This is a genomic window from Bacillus sp. LQ16 (assembly GCF_057784645.1).
Genome location: NZ_CM173491.1, coordinates 2,718,386 through 2,733,597, shown reverse-complemented (window position 1 = coordinate 2,733,597; position 15,212 = coordinate 2,718,386). Strand labels below are relative to the sequence as shown.

Annotated in this window: 16 protein-coding genes; 13 read left to right on the top strand and 3 right to left on the bottom strand. The window is 33.6% G+C overall.

Features of this window, described 5'->3' with window-relative positions; genetic code table 11:
* Nucleotides 1-15 precede the first annotated feature (15 nt).
* Both AC3EMB_RS13650 and lpdA read left to right on the top strand, forming a co-directional pair.
* Entirely contained in the window at nt 16-1,215 is a 1,200-nt protein-coding gene (locus AC3EMB_RS13650) for a dihydrolipoamide acetyltransferase family protein (protein ID WP_366987828.1), read from the top strand.
* A 15-nt stretch (nt 1,216-1,230) separates the two neighbouring features.
* Nucleotides 1,231-2,610: a dihydrolipoyl dehydrogenase gene (gene lpdA / locus AC3EMB_RS13645; protein WP_488517055.1), complete on the top strand. Its 1,380-nt coding sequence runs from the start codon at nt 1,231-1,233 to the stop codon at nt 2,608-2,610.
* A 77-nt stretch (nt 2,611-2,687) separates the two neighbouring features.
* On the opposite strand, the gene AC3EMB_RS13640 is transcribed toward lpdA, so the two are convergent.
* The gene (locus AC3EMB_RS13640) at nt 2,688-3,284 is read right to left on the bottom strand and encodes a hypothetical protein (protein WP_454484933.1); all 597 of its coding nucleotides are present in this window, start codon (nt 3,282-3,284) and stop codon (nt 2,688-2,690) included.
* A gap of 220 nt (nt 3,285-3,504) precedes the next feature.
* Between AC3EMB_RS13640 and AC3EMB_RS13635 the strand changes: the two genes are divergently transcribed.
* The 3 genes from AC3EMB_RS13635 (at nt 3,505) to AC3EMB_RS13625 (ending at nt 5,310) form a co-directional block, all read left to right on the top strand.
* Entirely contained in the window at nt 3,505-4,128 is a 624-nt protein-coding gene (locus AC3EMB_RS13635) for a DUF4085 domain-containing protein (RefSeq protein ID WP_488517054.1), read from the top strand.
* A gap of 85 nt (nt 4,129-4,213) precedes the next feature.
* Nucleotides 4,214-4,615: an Rrf2 family transcriptional regulator gene (locus AC3EMB_RS13630; RefSeq protein ID WP_366987825.1), complete on the top strand. Its 402-nt coding sequence runs from the start codon at nt 4,214-4,216 to the stop codon at nt 4,613-4,615.
* Between the two features lie 89 nt (nt 4,616-4,704).
* Nucleotides 4,705-5,310, top strand: a complete 606-nt coding sequence (locus AC3EMB_RS13625; protein WP_003270732.1) for a class I SAM-dependent methyltransferase — start codon at nt 4,705-4,707, stop codon at nt 5,308-5,310.
* 61 nt (nt 5,311-5,371) lie between these two features.
* Here AC3EMB_RS13625 and AC3EMB_RS13620 read toward each other — a convergent pair whose 3' ends face one another.
* Nucleotides 5,372-5,869, bottom strand: a complete 498-nt coding sequence (locus tag AC3EMB_RS13620; protein ID WP_001086651.1) for a hypothetical protein — start codon at nt 5,867-5,869, stop codon at nt 5,372-5,374.
* 252 nt (nt 5,870-6,121) lie between these two features.
* Between AC3EMB_RS13620 and AC3EMB_RS13615 the strand changes: the two genes are divergently transcribed.
* The 7 genes from AC3EMB_RS13615 to AC3EMB_RS13585 all read left to right on the top strand — a co-directional run bounded on the left by AC3EMB_RS13615 (nt 6,122) and on the right by AC3EMB_RS13585 (nt 13,117).
* A complete protein-coding gene (locus AC3EMB_RS13615; protein WP_488517053.1) occupies nt 6,122-6,907 on the top strand; it encodes a DeoR/GlpR family DNA-binding transcription regulator in 786 nt (261 codons plus the stop codon).
* Nucleotides 6,904-7,500, top strand: a complete 597-nt coding sequence (locus AC3EMB_RS13610) for a GNAT family N-acetyltransferase (RefSeq protein ID WP_488517052.1) — start codon at nt 6,904-6,906, stop codon at nt 7,498-7,500. The genes AC3EMB_RS13615 and AC3EMB_RS13610 overlap by 4 nt, the downstream gene beginning before the upstream one ends.
* Nucleotides 7,501-7,595: 95 nt before the next feature.
* Nucleotides 7,596-7,811, top strand: coding sequence for a pyridine nucleotide-disulfide oxidoreductase (locus AC3EMB_RS13605; protein WP_488517051.1), 216 nt, complete (start codon nt 7,596-7,598; stop codon nt 7,809-7,811).
* A gap of 314 nt (nt 7,812-8,125) precedes the next feature.
* Nucleotides 8,126-9,976, top strand: a complete 1,851-nt coding sequence (locus AC3EMB_RS13600; RefSeq protein ID WP_488517050.1) for a sigma-54-dependent Fis family transcriptional regulator — start codon at nt 8,126-8,128, stop codon at nt 9,974-9,976.
* Nucleotides 9,977-10,090: 114 nt separating this feature from the next.
* Entirely contained in the window at nt 10,091-10,348 is a 258-nt protein-coding gene (locus AC3EMB_RS13595) for a DUF3977 family protein (protein ID WP_000873830.1), read from the top strand.
* A 718-nt stretch (nt 10,349-11,066) separates the two neighbouring features.
* A complete protein-coding gene (locus AC3EMB_RS13590) occupies nt 11,067-12,164 on the top strand; it encodes an L-dopachrome tautomerase-related protein (RefSeq protein ID WP_098126255.1) in 1,098 nt (365 codons plus the stop codon).
* A 515-nt stretch (nt 12,165-12,679) separates the two neighbouring features.
* Nucleotides 12,680-13,117, top strand: coding sequence for an NUDIX hydrolase (locus AC3EMB_RS13585; protein ID WP_000062938.1), 438 nt, complete (start codon nt 12,680-12,682; stop codon nt 13,115-13,117).
* A 35-nt stretch (nt 13,118-13,152) separates the two neighbouring features.
* Here the strand turns inward: AC3EMB_RS13585 and AC3EMB_RS13580 are convergent, their stop codons facing one another.
* Nucleotides 13,153-13,764, bottom strand: a complete 612-nt coding sequence (locus tag AC3EMB_RS13580; protein WP_000798534.1) for a TetR/AcrR family transcriptional regulator — start codon at nt 13,762-13,764, stop codon at nt 13,153-13,155.
* A 159-nt stretch (nt 13,765-13,923) separates the two neighbouring features.
* Between AC3EMB_RS13580 and kynU the strand changes: the two genes are divergently transcribed.
* Nucleotides 13,924-15,210: a kynureninase gene (gene kynU / locus AC3EMB_RS13575; protein WP_029442519.1), complete on the top strand. Its 1,287-nt coding sequence runs from the start codon at nt 13,924-13,926 to the stop codon at nt 15,208-15,210.
* The last annotated feature ends 2 nt before the right edge of the window (nt 15,211-15,212 follow it).

Here is a 15,212-nt window from a genome sequence, read left to right as displayed (position 1 = left end):
AAGGGAGAGAGAGACATGGCTGTAGAAGTTGTAATGCCGAAGTTAGGTATGGCGATGAAAGAAGGTATTATTACGAGCTGGAATATTAAAGCAGGCGATAATGTAGCAAAAGGAGAACTAATTGCTAGTATTAATTCAGAAAAAATTGAAACGGAAATTGAAGCGCCAGCTGATGGTACGGTACTTGATATAGCTGTAAGTGAAGATGAAGGAGTGCCGCCTGGTACTGTAATTTGCTACATCGGTAAACCGAATGAAAAGGTAGAAATGCAGGAAAGCACACATGTTGTAGGAGAAAAAACATCTAATATAGAAGTACAAAATGTACAAAATCAAGAAGCAAATGGGAAAGAAGTATCGAAGCAAAGAATTAAAATTTCACCTGTAGCCAAGAAAATTGCAAAGTCTGAAAATCTGGATATCAAGGCATTAGTTGGTACAGGTCCTGGCGGAAGGATTACAAAGGCAGATGTATTAAAAGTACTTGAGGTAAGAGTAAACGTTCCGGAAATATCTGAACGAGAAGAAAGTAAAGCGATTCCTGTTACTGGTATGCGTAAAGCAATCGCAAATCGTATGCACGCAAGCTTACAAAATAGCGCACAATTAACGTTAACGATGAAAGTAGATGTAACAGATTTAGTTGCTTTACATAAAGAAATAGCGGAAGTTGTACAAAAAAGATATGATAATAAATTAACTATTACGGATTTTGTCTCGCATGCTGTTGTATTAGCACTTGGAGAGCATAAAGAAATGAACAGCGCTTATATAGATGATGCAATTCATCAATTTGAACATGTGCATTTAGGCATGGCAGTCGCATTAGAAAAAGGGTTAGTCGTTCCAGCTATTCGCTTTGCAAATAATTTATCTTTAGTAGAGTTGTCTAAAGAGATTAAGAATGTGGCACAAAAGGCACGAGCAGGTAGCTTAAGTAGTGATGATATGCACGGAACGACATTTACAATTAGTAATTTAGGTAGCTTTGGTATTGAATATTTCACACCGGTATTAAATACACCTGAAACTGGTATTTTAGGTGTAGGTGCAATTGAACATGTTCCTGTATTTAAAGGGAAAAAATTAAGAAAAGGAAGTATGTTACCTTTAAGTTTAACATTCGATCATCGTGTATTAGACGGTGCACCAGCAGCTGCATTTTTACGCACAATTAAACATTATTTAGAAGAACCTATAACAATTCTTTTATAAAGAGAAGGTGAGAGAATGAGTAAATTAGTTGTTATTGGGGGCGGACCTGCTGGCTATGTAGCAGCAATTACCGCGGCTCAAAATGGCAAAGATGTCACTCTTATTGATGAAGCTGACCTTGGCGGAACATGTTTAAATGTTGGGTGTATGCCGACGAAATCACTGTTAGAAAGTGCTGAAGTACATGACATTGTGAGAAAAGCGAATGATTATGGGGTTACGCTTAATACAGGAAGTATATCAATTGATTGGGATCAAATACAGGCGAGGAAATCACAAATCGTAATGCAACTCGTCCAAGGAATACAATATTTAATGAAGAAAAATAAAATTAAAGTTGTAAAAGGAAAAGCGAAATTCGAAACGGATCATCGTGTGCGAGTTGTACAAGGAAATAAAGAAGAAGTAATTGATGGGGAGAGCTTTATTATCGCAGCTGGTTCCGATCCTACAGAATTACCATTCACTCCGTTCGATGGAAAATGGATTTTAAATAGTAGCCATGCCATGTCTCTTGAGAGTGTACCATCTTCATTGTTAATCGTTGGTGGTGGTGTAATAGGATGCGAGTTTGCAAGTATTTATAGTAGACTTGGCACAAAAGTATCGATAGTTGAGATGGCACCGCAATTACTACCTGGTGAAGATGAAGATATCGCGAATATTTTAAGAGGAAAATTAGAAAAAGATGGTGTGGAAATTTTTACGGGAGCAGTTTTAAAAGGATTAAATAACTATAAGAAGCAAGCTGCATTTGAATACGAGGGAATTACTCACGAAGTAACTCCAGAATTTGTTCTTGTTTCTGTAGGAAGAAAACCACGAGTACAACAATTAGGATTAGAAAAGGCAGGAGTTCAGTTTTCAAATAAAGGGATTGCTGTGAATGAACATATGCAAACGAACATATCGCATATTTACGCAGCTGGTGATGTGATCGGTGGAATTCAGCTTGCTCACGTTGCCTTCCATGAAGGAACGACAGCAGCATTACACGCAAGCGGAGAAGACGTGAAAGTAAATTATCACGCTGTGCCCCGTTGTATATACACAGCTCCAGAAATAGCTAGTGTCGGGTTAAGTGAAAAAGGTGCAAGAGAACAATATGGTGATATTCTCATCGGAGAATTTCCTTTTACAGCGAACGGAAAAGCTCTTATTTTAGGAGAACAAGTAGGTAAAGTAAAAGTCATTGTAGAACCTAAATACCAAGAAATTGTAGGGATTTCTATTATCGGTCCTCATGCAACTGAACTTATTGGTCAAGGAACCATAATGATTCATACAGAAGTTACCGCTGATATAATGAGAGATTATATTGCAGCACACCCTACTTTATCAGAAGCAATTCATGAAGCGTTAATGCAAGCGGTAGGACATGCTGTACATGCTTAAATGGAAATATAATAAACCACTATTCTCTAAACAAATAAGAGAATAGTGGTTTGATTTTTTATTAATAGAATATCCTATTATTTTTTAATTTCAATCGCTGAAGTAATATCGTTCCAATCAGGAGCTAAATTAGCAGTTTTACCATACCAATCAGCGTGTTTAAATATAACACCTTTTCCTAATCCTTGTGTAGAAGTATGCTCCCAAAGTGTCGTTGAATAACTTGCAGAAGGTGACGCTGTACTTACAGAAGAAATTCTGTCATTCCAGCTAGATGGTAAGTTTTTAAAGCCGCTGCTCCAGTATATATATTGGCCACCTTTATCTTTATGTTCATAAAAATCAGTACTACCAGCACCGCTACCTAAAGAATAAATATTATTTTTAATTGCTTTTTTATCCTTTTCAATATACGCATCTAATGTTTCGCGGCTAGTAAAACCATAAGCTAGCCAATCTCCATTTTCATTTTGCTCTGGTAATACCATAGTAATTTGGATATCTTTCTTATCCTGATCACTTAATTTTGCAAATGAATTAACATTTTGTTCATCCACTTTTAAATAATCAAATGACTTAATTGTGTTACTTTTTTCCTCAGCACTTACTGCACCTAGTCCTCCAGTTAATGCAAAACCCGCTACTAATGTCCCTGCTACTAATTTCTTCAACATATAACCATCCCTTTTTGTTTGAATTTTTGTACAGGTGAATCTTGTACAGCTAAAATGTATTCTAATTTTATACTTTTGTAAATATTCTGAAGTTTTAGAAATAATAGGCGGAATATTTACATTTTTACATTATTTCTTTAGAAAAAATGGTTATTGGAATGATATAATAAGTGGATATATTGTTTTTACTGGATGTAAAGATATTTTAGGAGAGGTGTCATTGAAATATTTTACAAGAGAATGGTATAAAAAAATGCAAGTTTTAGAATTTATAAGTTTTATAGAGTCTATAAAAGAATGGTCGGAAATGGATATACAAAGTTTAAAGGAAGAAATAGAGGAAAGGAAAATAGATTTATTAAAATTCCTTCCTGAATCGATATACTCAATTATACAAAACATAACAATTAATTCAGAATACTCATCAGGTGAACTGAAAAAACTTATGCAAGAGTGGACAACAGATTATGAGAAAAGAATGGCACAATTAGATCAATCATACGTAGAATATTTTAATTCCATTGAGAAAAAACTTCCGTCAAATGTCGCTCAGTTACACAAGACATCACTACACGATAGTGTAATTAAAGTAATAAAGAGAGAATCAGAAGATACTTTGTCTATCGTATTAGATTGCAGTGGTACTTTTAGTGAATTTGATAAACTTGAAGTAACCTTTATAGGAGTAACAAAGTGTTCTATGCCGGAAAACTTTGAAAATGCTTGGTGGTTATATCATGAAATAGCTCTTACTGAAGATGGTTTTGAACTTGGCGTTTTATTTGACTCTCCGTTTAGAGAAGTGACGATTTGCGCAGCAGATGTATTACTTGTGAAGAAATAATGTTGTATGGAGTATTACAAACGTTTGACATAATAAAAAAATAAAGTTATTGTAGATACATGAAGTCTACAATAGGAGCTGTACTATGAAATATTCTAAAGCTACAAATTATGCTCTTCATACAATGCTTTTTCTGGCAAAGGCCACACCAAATAAGTTAGTTAGTGTTCACCAATTAGCAGAAATGCAAAATGTTTCACCAACGTACTTGTCTAAAATACTAACTAAGTTGACGAAGGAAGGGATGATACACTCATCATCTGGTCCAAAGGGCGGTTACTCGCTTAGTAAGAATTGGGAAGATATTTCATTTTTAGATATTATACATGCAATTGAAGGCAAAACATCATTGTTTGACTGTTGTTTACATGACAAACCTGGATGTTTAATTAATGAGGCAATGCTCGCAGCAGAAGAGAAAATGGAAGAAGAGTTAAGAAATCAAAAAATCATAGATCTTGCGAAAAAAATAAAAGTGGATTTTTAATCTGCTTTTATTTTTAAGTTAATTAAGGATAAAAAGGCTCTTTAATATCTTTAATTGTAGTTAGAAAATGATATGAAGAAGGAGAGAAGATGATGAATAATTTTTGGAATGATCGATATAAATCAGATGAATATTTTTACGGGGAAGAACCTAATACATTTATTAAAGAACAAGCATTTCGTTTAGCAAATCACAATAAAGTAATAGCATTTGCGGAGGGAGAAGGTAGAAATGCTGTATTTCTAGCAAGACAAGGGAACGAAGTAACAGCTATTGATTATTCGGAAGATGGATTAGAAAAGACAAAAAAATTGGCAGAGAAGCATAACGTAAACGTGCATACAAAAAAAGTAGATTTATTAGCTGATAGTTTGCCAGAAAATGAATATGATGCAGCAATTATGGTATTTGGACATTTTCATGATGATTATAAAAAAATGATATTAGGTAAAATGATACAAACGATAAAGCCTGGTGGATTAATTATGTTTGAAGTTTACTCAAAAAAACAAATAAACTATGGTACTGGTGGACCAAAAGATGTTGATATGCTGTATGATCCAATTGATATCCTTACTTGGTGTGAAGAACATAAGGTAATTCATTTCTTTAATGGAGAACAAAAGCGAGTTGAAGGGAAAGGGCACACTGGTTTAGCTGATGTTATTCAAGTTGTTATTAGAAAATTAATATAAGTGTTAATGAAAGTGTTAAATGTATGAATGTAAAAAGACCAGTCGTATAAGACTGGTCTTTCTATTTAGATACTAAATTATCAAGCTTCCAATATGTATTTGTTAACGGCGCAGCTTTGCTATCTATGTATAAATACATATTATTTAAATCTTTTGGTGAAGTTTTCAGTTCAAACACAATGTCAGTAGTTAATGAGAATTCGTGTGGAACATTTTTATAGTGCTCGTCATCTATCGGATGAGCTTCACCTTCATATTTCTCACCAGTTTTTTCATCTTGTATGAAATATTTTATTTCCGAGAGGTCAATAGTTTGTCCATCGTCTCGAACATTATTAATCATAACACGAGTAGTAAGGCGTCGCTCTTCGTCTATTTTTTCAAACTTTGCATTTTCAACTGTCGCTCTATAGTATTCGTTTTTAACTATTTCTCCATAATGCATTGCATTCTTTTCGAGAGCGCTCTTTTCTTGTTTTGATGTAGTATTGCTATTACATCCTGTTAATATTCCTGTAAATAATAATGCTGTACAAGTTACTTTAATTAAAGAGTTCATAGAAATTCCTTTCTGTATTAAAAAGTAAAACATAGGAATAATTTTACAACAATAAGGAAATAAATAGAAGCCTTTTAGTAAAATATGCAAATGTACATTTATCCGGTGTTTGAGTTAATAAAATGGAAAAAATGGGGGGAACCTGCATAAAAACGGAAGAAAAAGGATTGAAAATATTGTAAAACGGAAGAAACGGGCATATAATTAACATAAAGTTTAAATTTCTGAATCTTCAATAATGGTGGTGGCAACATGTTTACTGAAGAACGTCGAGAGAACATTTTAGAATTGCTTAAGAAAGATGGAAGAGTAATCGCAAAGGATCTTGCGGAAAGGTTCGATATGTCTATCGATTCTATAAGAAGAGATTTGTCTATTATGGAGAAGGAAGGGTTATTAAAAAGAACCCATGGGGGTGCAATTGAACTTGCACGAGTGAGAAACTTAGCTGCGGAACCAACTAAACGTTATAGTGATAGCTCAATATATGAGGACACAATTGCAAGAGTTGCGGTATCTTATATACAAGAAGGTGATTCAATTTTTATTGGTGGGGCTTCCGTTCATAATGCGATGCTGAAATATTTACCGGAAGTATCATTTACGGTTATTACGAATTCTATAGGAATAGCTGGTTATCTACGAGAATATAAGAATATTGATACGTATTTAATTGGCGGAAAAGTAAAACCTTCAGGAAATATTACTGATACACTTGCCTCTGAATTGATAAGTAGATTTTCTATTGATCTTTATTTCTCTACAGGTGGAGGTATTTCATTAGAAGGTATAAGTACAGCAACACCTGAAGTTGCTTATTTTAGTAAAAGAGTAAGTGAAATTGCTAGAAGAAATATTTGTTTAGCTCCGCATAATAAACTTGGAATAGATTGTTTTATAAGAGGAGAGTCTCTAAAAGAAATTGACCTTATTATAACTGACGAAGAGGCTAGTAAAGAAACTGTTCAAGACTTTGAGAAACAAGGTAAACAAGTTGTAATAGCACCAGTATACTCATTTGAAAGGAGTTTGACATGATTATAAAAGAGCAAGAGTTTCATATAAATGGATTAACTTATACAATTCGTTCTGCAGCTGAGAAAGATGCTGACCAGTTATCGAAAATTAGAGTTCAGATTGATGGAGAAACTGAAAATATGGATAGAGATGCTGGAGAGGGATTTATAGATAATCTAGGATTTCAAAAAATAATAAAAACAGATAGTGAAGAGACGAAGAATCTCTTTTTAGTTGCAGAAGTGCACAATCGAATCGTTGGATTTTCAAGGTGTGAAGGATCAAATTTTAAGAGATTATCTCATAAAGTGGAGTTTGGCGTTTGCATTTTAAAAGAGTTTTGGGGATATAAAATGGGTAAGAGCCTATTACAACAATCTATTAAATGGGCTGACGAAAATGCAGTAAATAAAATATCTTTACAAGTATTAGAGACAAACGAGAAAGCTATTCATCTTTATAAAAAATTAGGTTTTGAAGTAGAAGGCGTTTTGAAAAATGACAAAAGACTATCGGACGGAAAGTATTATAATACGGTAGTGATGGGAAGGTTTACTGATACTTTTCATGAAAGAGGTGAAGAAGTATGTTTTACAGAAGGAAGTACTATGTAGTGAAAAATGAATTCATAGAAGTATTTAATGATCATTTCAATAACACGAACTTACCTAATCAATTAAAGCATGGTTCTAAGCTAATATGACGCTGGATGAAAGATAATAAGAATGGTACGTCTGAAGTATTTGCCATATGGGAATATGATAGTTATGAACAGTATAAAGAAATAGAATCGAAAATTAGAAGTGACGAGAGGCATATTAGAAGAATACATGAATGGTATGAAAACCATGGCGGGAAAGAATATGTTTTACAGGAGTACATAGTAGAGATGAAAAATGAAGAGTTAGTATGTACTGTAAAGTAATAGAGGGGTGAGGGATAATAGGAATGAAAACAAAATTATATTTTAGTTTAGCATCCACTATTTTATTTGCAATAGCCGTGATTGTTTTCTTTATAAACGGTAATCCACAAAAGTGGTTTTGGTTATGTATTTTCTTTGCTTCCATTATACAAAATATAGTGCTACTAAAAAAGAATAAAGAAGTGCATTAAGATATTCAAATTATTAACATATTTGTGTCGTCTTTCTAGTTTTATTGAAAACGCTTTTATTCAGTTTTATAATAAAAGTATGTTTTTACAGATCTCCAAAACAATGAATAGGGAGATGATACAATGTTAGCTTCACCGTTTTACTTACATACATGGAAAAAGTTTATTAATGAAGGAGTCCTTGATTCGAACCGTATAAACGAAAGAATTTCAGAGTCATGGCATCGATGTAAACAAGCAAATGTGAATCCTCACATGAATAAAGGTCAGAAAATTTTGTCTTCTATTTTTTTTCAAGATCAAAAGAAAAAGAGTGAAATCTTCCTAGATATCGCAATCCCTCAAATACAAAATATGAGAAAAACCATTGATGAACTACAAATGATGGCATTATTAATCGATCCAGATGGTTATGTTCTATCGTTAAGTGGAAATAAACAAACGTTAAAGCGAGCGAAACATATTAATTTTATTGAAGGTGTAAAATGGACGGAAGCAGCTGTGGGGACAAACGCAATAGGAACAGCGCTAGAAATTGAAGAAGCTATTATGATAAGTGGTACTGAACATTACTCCGTGTTATCTCATAGCTGGAGTTGTGCGGCTGCTCCCATTCATAATGATGATGGGAAATTAATTGGTGTTCTAGATTTCTCCTGTCCAATTGAATTTTCGCATCCATATATGCTCGGTATGGTAACTTCAATTGCACATGCGATAGAACGTGAATGTAGCATAAGAGTTCATCAAAATGAATTACACTTAATTCATCGTTTTTTAGATGTCATTGATAGTGATGAACAAGTAGTTATTTGTAATCATCGTGATGTTATCGTTTCTGCGAGTAAGAGCGTTCGTGAACGAATAAATAATTGGTCAAGAATGAAACTTGAAGAGTTAATGCACCATGGATTAGAAACTAAATTAGAAATACCAGTATATAGTAATGAAAGAATGATTGGGAAATATATGTATTTAAAGGAAAACAAACAAATGAATACATATTCTGCTTTCACATTTATAAAAGGAATTACTTTTCCAGGAGTTACCGGGACAAGTAAAGCATTTCAACACACACTAGAAGAAATTAAGCTTGTTTCACCGACTGATGCTAGTGTGTATGTATGTGGTGAGACAGGAGTAGGAAAGGAATATGTCGCGAGAGCGATTCATGAAAATAGTCCAAGAAAAGACGGACCCTTTATAGCTGTTAACTGCGGTTCTTTGCCTAAAGAATTAATGGAAAGTGAATTGTTCGGTTATGCTGAAGGTGCGTTTACAGGTGCGCGACGTCAAGGATATAAAGGGAAATTTGAACAAGCGAATGGAGGAACACTGTTTTTAGATGAAATTGGCGAAGTACCACCAGAGATGCAAGTAGCCTTATTGCGTGTTTTACAAGAACGCACAATAACTCCAATAGGAAGTTCAAAAGAGGTACCAGTAAATATTCGTATTATTACTGCCACACATAAAGATTTACTAAGGTTAGTAGAAGAAGGAAAATTCCGTCAAGATTTATATTATCGTTTGCACGTTTATCCGTTATATGTTCCATCGTTAATAGAAAGAAAAGAGGATATCCCATATTTTATACAACACTATTGCGAACGGAAGAATTGGAATGTTGTATTTCCAAAGAGTATATACAATCAATTTTTACAACATACATGGCCCGGAAATATTCGAGAACTAGTAAATGCATTAGAACGCATTTACATTTTGTCGCAAGGACGGGACATATGCGAAAAACAAGTCGCTCTTTTGATACAAACAAAGATGGGAAATCAACAACAACTTGAGTTACAAGTTGAAAATAAAACCGAACATACATTGAATTTTCGCGAAAAAATACAGCGTGATAGCATGATTGAAGCATTACAAAAGACAAACGGAAATGTTTCATTAGCTGCAAAACTATTAGATGTACCCCGTAGTACATTTTATAAACGAATGCAAAAATATAAGTTATAAAGTAGATTTTTGTAATCTACTTTTTCTTTGTGGGCTCATGTTCTGTCGGAATGTGCGCTTACCGGGGAAATAATAGAATTGTTAGAAGGGAAATTTCCTAATGGGGGTTAGTGTGTGAAGTATATTGAAATTGGCTTCGGAAATAGGTGGTTCGTTCGAACAGAAACTGAAAATAAAGATGGAACTGAATTTGAAGAACGAGGAATTATAAAACCTATTTATTTTGAGTCTTTATATGTACGAGTGTGGTTTCGGAAAACGTGTTTAATTTTTGATACGAAAGAAAGGTTTAAAAAGGTTAAGAAGAGGAGGATTGAATATAAATTTATAGTTGGAATTGTAAGTAGACTGGATAAAGAAGAAGTGGGCTAACATGCGTAGTTATATTGGACAGGAAATTCTTTTGACTTATATCAAATTCATAAAAAGCAATTTTACTAAATATAAATTGTTAATACAACCACTAAAAATTATTATCAAGACCTAAAAGCTAAAAATCTTTAAAAAATAAAGGTGAGCGCATATTAGTCATGTATAATATGTACTCACCTTTATTTTCTTGTTCAAAGCACCCGTTAGTCACTCATGGAACATGGAATAAAGTGTGGTATTGATTTAAAATAAAGTTTGATAATTTATAAAAAAGATTGATAAAATCCTGTATTAATATAAGGTTTTTTTTTGCCCCTTAAATTTCAGTTGTATTGTTCAATTAAAGGGCCAGATTGTTGAGGAAACAGGAATAATAAGAATACTCAAAAGATTGTTTGTGAAGTGTTACACTTAAACTAACGGGCAGTTTAGCTTAAGTACATTTTTTCACAAATTTAAAGGGGGAAATTTCCCCATTTTTTATACCAGCTTAACGTTGATTCGGGAATATTGAACTTCGCTACCTGCTAATTGAATTCTACTTCATCTGGAGACCTTTAAATTAAAATGTTTCCTTTCTTCTGACAGACTTATTAAATTTCGAAAACAATCAATTCAATCATCTTTTCGTATAGAAAAACTTATTAAGAAACATGCACTAGAAAAAATATAAATCATATATAGGAGATATCCCGTTTGAATGCTTGAGGAGGATATTATGAAACCTATGTTACCTAGTGAAAAATATTTCGGTAATTTAGAACTAGTTTATGCATTTTATGGGGCTATGCCTACAGGTGTTACTGTTTCAGAAACCGGTCGTATTTTCATTTGCTTTCCGAAATGGGGAGACGATGTTAAATTTACTGTGGCGGAAATTTTTGAGGATAAATTGCAGCCTTATCCTAATTTACAAACCAATTTGGTTAACCCCGAGAATATCCCAATGACTTTCATCAGTGTCCAAAGTGTAGTTGCTGATGGAAGGGGAACGCTTTGGATATTAGATACAGCGGCACCAAATTTTTCTGAACCTATTAAAGGGGGGGCAAAATTAGTCGCTGTTGATTTAGAAACCAATACAATAAGAAAAGTATATACCTTTACAGAAGATGTTGTCCTGCCTACAACTTATCTGAATGATGTCCGTTTTGATTTTCGTGTTGGAAAAGCAGGTTATGCCTATATAACGGATTCTTCTTCAAGAGGACCAGGAGCTATTATCGTCGTAGATTTATCAAATGGAAACGCGTTTAGACGGTTAAATGGAGCAAATTCAACTTCACCCGATCCCTATTTTTTACCGAAAGTAGAAGGTCAAATTTTAATGAATCGAAACAAAGACGGTTCAACTTCTCCATTTAGATTGGCGTCTGATAGTCTTGCGATTTCTCCTGATGGAAAGATATTATTTTTTGCTCCACTAACCAGTCGGCATTTGTTCTCGATCTCAACAGAAGCCCTGAGAGACAGAACGATATCGGACATGAATTTACCTTATCATGTGGAGTATTGGGGAGAAAAAGGTGCGTCTGATGGAATGATCACTGATGCAAAAGGAACTGTTTATGCTGGAGATTATGAAAATAACAGTATCCGTAAGATATTTCCAAATGGCATAATGGAAACTATTGCACATGATCCGAGAATTTTGTGGCCGGATACTTTTTCAATTGGTCCGGATCAATATTTGTATGTCATTGTGAACCAATTACATCGACAGCCTAGATTTCATTATGGAAAAGACTTACGACAGAAACCTTATAGTTTACTTCGTATCAAAATTGATGAATTTCCTGCTCCGACCTTTTCATAATAAAAATAGTCAATTAATTGTTTTCATTGATAGAAAATGATCAAACTTTTTTATAAAATCAAAACATAAACCTGCTGAATAAGAATCCATTTTGATCAATCTTTTTCAAAATGGATTCTTTTTATTTACCATAGAATACGGGTTAACACGATATTTTTAATCAAACTTTATTTTAAAATTACGAAGAAACTCATGAATGTTTTAAAAAATATGGTGAAGTAGTAATACCCGAACTTATGAGTGAAATTAATGAAAAGTTAAAATGGGATGTTGTTAGTTATGTAGATCATAAGGAGTATGCTTTATGGCCACTACTAAAATATTTTAAAAAGATAATTAAACAAGATTCACAAGAATGGAAAACGCGAGGTTTAGAACTGTATAAATTATCTAGTGTAGCAGATATAAAGGGGAGTCATTTTCTTATCCTTTCTATATAGAAATTGCTATTGGTATTATTATACAATAGGTGTCAGAAAATACAGTTGTTTATTATTGGAGTGGGAGAGAATTATATGTCGATGTCGCTATATTATAAAAAAATCCGTGAGCAATTAGGCCATGAACTAATTCTAATACCGAGTGTAGCTGCTGTTATAAAGAATGGGCAGGGAGATATTTTGTTTCAATATCCTGGCGGGGAATACTGGAGTTTGCCAGCTGGAGCAATTGAGCCTGGAGAAACTCCAGAAGAAGCGGTAGTTCGTGAAGTGTGGGAAGAAACGGGTTTGAAAGTGCAAGTAAAAAAACAAAAAGGGGTATTTGGAGGGGAAAGGTTCCGTCATATATATCCGAATGGCGATCAAGTAGAATATATTGTTGTTGTGTTTGAATGTGAAATTACTAGTGGAAAACTGAAATCGATAGATGGTGAATCTTTAAAACTACAATATTTCTCATTTTCTGAAAAGCCTACTTTAGCGCTACCATACCCAGATAATATATTTTTATAGATGTAAAATAACACACCTTACTTATTGAAGGTGTGCTATTTATATAACCCGGTCGTATACATCTCCGTTAACGTATACACAATTTCCTCTAAGTTAATCTTTTTATCATTTTGCGTAATAGTCCAAAGAAACGATTCATTCATCGCGAACCAACCGCGTGCTACAATCTCTTTATTTAAATTAGGTTGTGCTAATCCACTTTCTTGAGAGTAAGTAATATCCTGTTTAATACTTGTTATAAAACGTTCCCGAATCTCATCCCATTTTTGCCGTATTTCTCTTGATAATCCTATTGCTTCCTCTACAACTTGCAAAATAGCGCGTTCTTCATCTGCTAATTGCAGGAATGCTCTAACTTGATTTTGGATCATTATACGTGCTTCCTCTTTTGTTTGTGGAGAAAAAGAGAGCTCAGCAATATTATAAAATTGATTCATAACATCTTCCATTAAACTAATTAGGAGATCATCTTTGTTTTTGAAGTATACATATGCTGTTCCATAACCAGTTTCTGCATGTTTAATAATTTGTGTAATTGTCGTTTTTTGAAATCCATTATTTATAAAAATAGTGTAACCAGAGTGTAATAGTTTCTTCTTCGTTTCTAAGGAGCGGTGTTTTCTTGATGAAAGAGTAGAGTTTTTCAAAGAATCACCTCTTTATACTGAAATATCTGAAAATATAACTGTATTGTAAAAGAAGTTCATATATAAAGTCAACTGACACAATATCATTGACGTTGTATCAATTATGGTGATATATTTCAATTAGTTAGAATAAAAAGAAAATTAAGAGAAGGTGACACCATGTATAAAGAACCATTTCAACCAACTTATGAGTATGCGCTTGAATGTGATAAACATGATGAACTGAAAGATTTTCAAACTGAATTCTATAAAAAAGAAGGTACTATATATTTAGATGGAAACTCATTAGGGCTACTTTCAAAAAGAGCAGAGAAATCATTACTTACGTTGCTAGAATCTTGGAAAGAGTATGGCATTGACGGCTGGACAGAAGGTGAGCACCCGTGGTTTTTCCTTTCAGAGAAATTAGGTAAACTTACAGCCCCTCTTATTGGAGCTTTACCCGAAGAAACTATTGTAACCGGTTCTACGACTACGAATATACACCAAGTTATTGCGACGTTTTATGAACCAAAAGGAATACGTACAAAAATACTTGCGGATGAATTAACTTTCCCGTCAGATATTTATGCACTTCAAAGTCAAATTCGTCTAAAAGGATTAGACCCAAATGAACATCTAGTAAGAGTGAAAAGCCGAGATGGTAGAACACTTTCTGAAGAAGATATTATTTATGCGATGGAAGATGATATCGCTTTAATTTTATTACCTTCTGTTTTATATAGAAGTGGTCAAATTCTGGATATGAAACGTTTAACAACGGAAGCTCATAAACGCGGCATTCATATCGGATTTGATTTATGCCATTCAATAGGATCTATTCCGCATCATTTCAAAGATTGGGATGTCGATTTTGCTGTTTGGTGCAATTATAAATATTTAAATGCAGGACCAGGTAGTGTTGCAGGCCTTTATGTAAATAGTAAACATTTTAATAGACTGCCAGGATTGTCTGGATGGTTTAGTTCTAGAAAAGATAAACAGTTTGATATGGAGCATACATTAACAGCTGCTGATCATGCAGGTGCTTATCAAATTGGTACACCGCACGTATTAAGTACAGCACCATTAATTGGTTCACTTGAAATTTTCAAAGATGCTGGTATTGAACGTTTACGTGAGAAATCTTTACATATTACGAGATACATGCTGAATTTAATTGGACATGAATTAAAAGATTTCGAATTTACAATTGGAAATCCATTAGAGGATGAAAAACGAGGTGGGCACATTTATTTAGAGCATGCAGAAGCAGCACGTATATGTAAAGCACTAAAAGCAAATGGAGTAATTCCAGATTTTAGGGCGCCAAATGGGGTGAGACTTGCGCCGGTCGCTTTATATAACACATACGAAGAAGTGTGGAAATCTGTACAAATATTAAAGAAAATTATGAAAAATGAAGAGTATAAGCAGTTTGAAAATAAGCGAGAGGTTGTGGCATAAAT

Coding starts and splice junctions, on each gene's coding strand:
- AC3EMB_RS13650 (WP_366987828.1), top strand. CDS start 16: ATGGCTGTAGAAGTTGTAATGCCGAAGTTAGGTATGGCGATGAAAGAA.
- lpdA (WP_488517055.1), top strand. CDS start 1,231: ATGAGTAAATTAGTTGTTATTGGGGGCGGACCTGCTGGCTATGTAGCA.
- AC3EMB_RS13640 (WP_454484933.1), bottom strand. CDS start 3,284: ATGTTGAAGAAATTAGTAGCAGGGACATTAGTAGCGGGTTTTGCATTA.
- AC3EMB_RS13630 (WP_366987825.1), top strand. CDS start 4,214: ATGAAATATTCTAAAGCTACAAATTATGCTCTTCATACAATGCTTTTT.
- AC3EMB_RS13625 (WP_003270732.1), top strand. CDS start 4,705: ATGATGAATAATTTTTGGAATGATCGATATAAATCAGATGAATATTTT.
- AC3EMB_RS13620 (WP_001086651.1), bottom strand. CDS start 5,869: ATGAACTCTTTAATTAAAGTAACTTGTACAGCATTATTATTTACAGGA.
- AC3EMB_RS13615 (WP_488517053.1), top strand. CDS start 6,122: ATGTTTACTGAAGAACGTCGAGAGAACATTTTAGAATTGCTTAAGAAA.
- AC3EMB_RS13610 (WP_488517052.1), top strand. CDS start 6,904: ATGATTATAAAAGAGCAAGAGTTTCATATAAATGGATTAACTTATACA.
- AC3EMB_RS13605 (WP_488517051.1), top strand. CDS start 7,596: ATGAAAGATAATAAGAATGGTACGTCTGAAGTATTTGCCATATGGGAA.
- AC3EMB_RS13600 (WP_488517050.1), top strand. CDS start 8,126: ATGTTAGCTTCACCGTTTTACTTACATACATGGAAAAAGTTTATTAAT.
- AC3EMB_RS13590 (WP_098126255.1), top strand. CDS start 11,067: ATGAAACCTATGTTACCTAGTGAAAAATATTTCGGTAATTTAGAACTA.
- AC3EMB_RS13585 (WP_000062938.1), top strand. CDS start 12,680: ATGTCGATGTCGCTATATTATAAAAAAATCCGTGAGCAATTAGGCCAT.
- kynU (WP_029442519.1), top strand. CDS start 13,924: ATGTATAAAGAACCATTTCAACCAACTTATGAGTATGCGCTTGAATGT.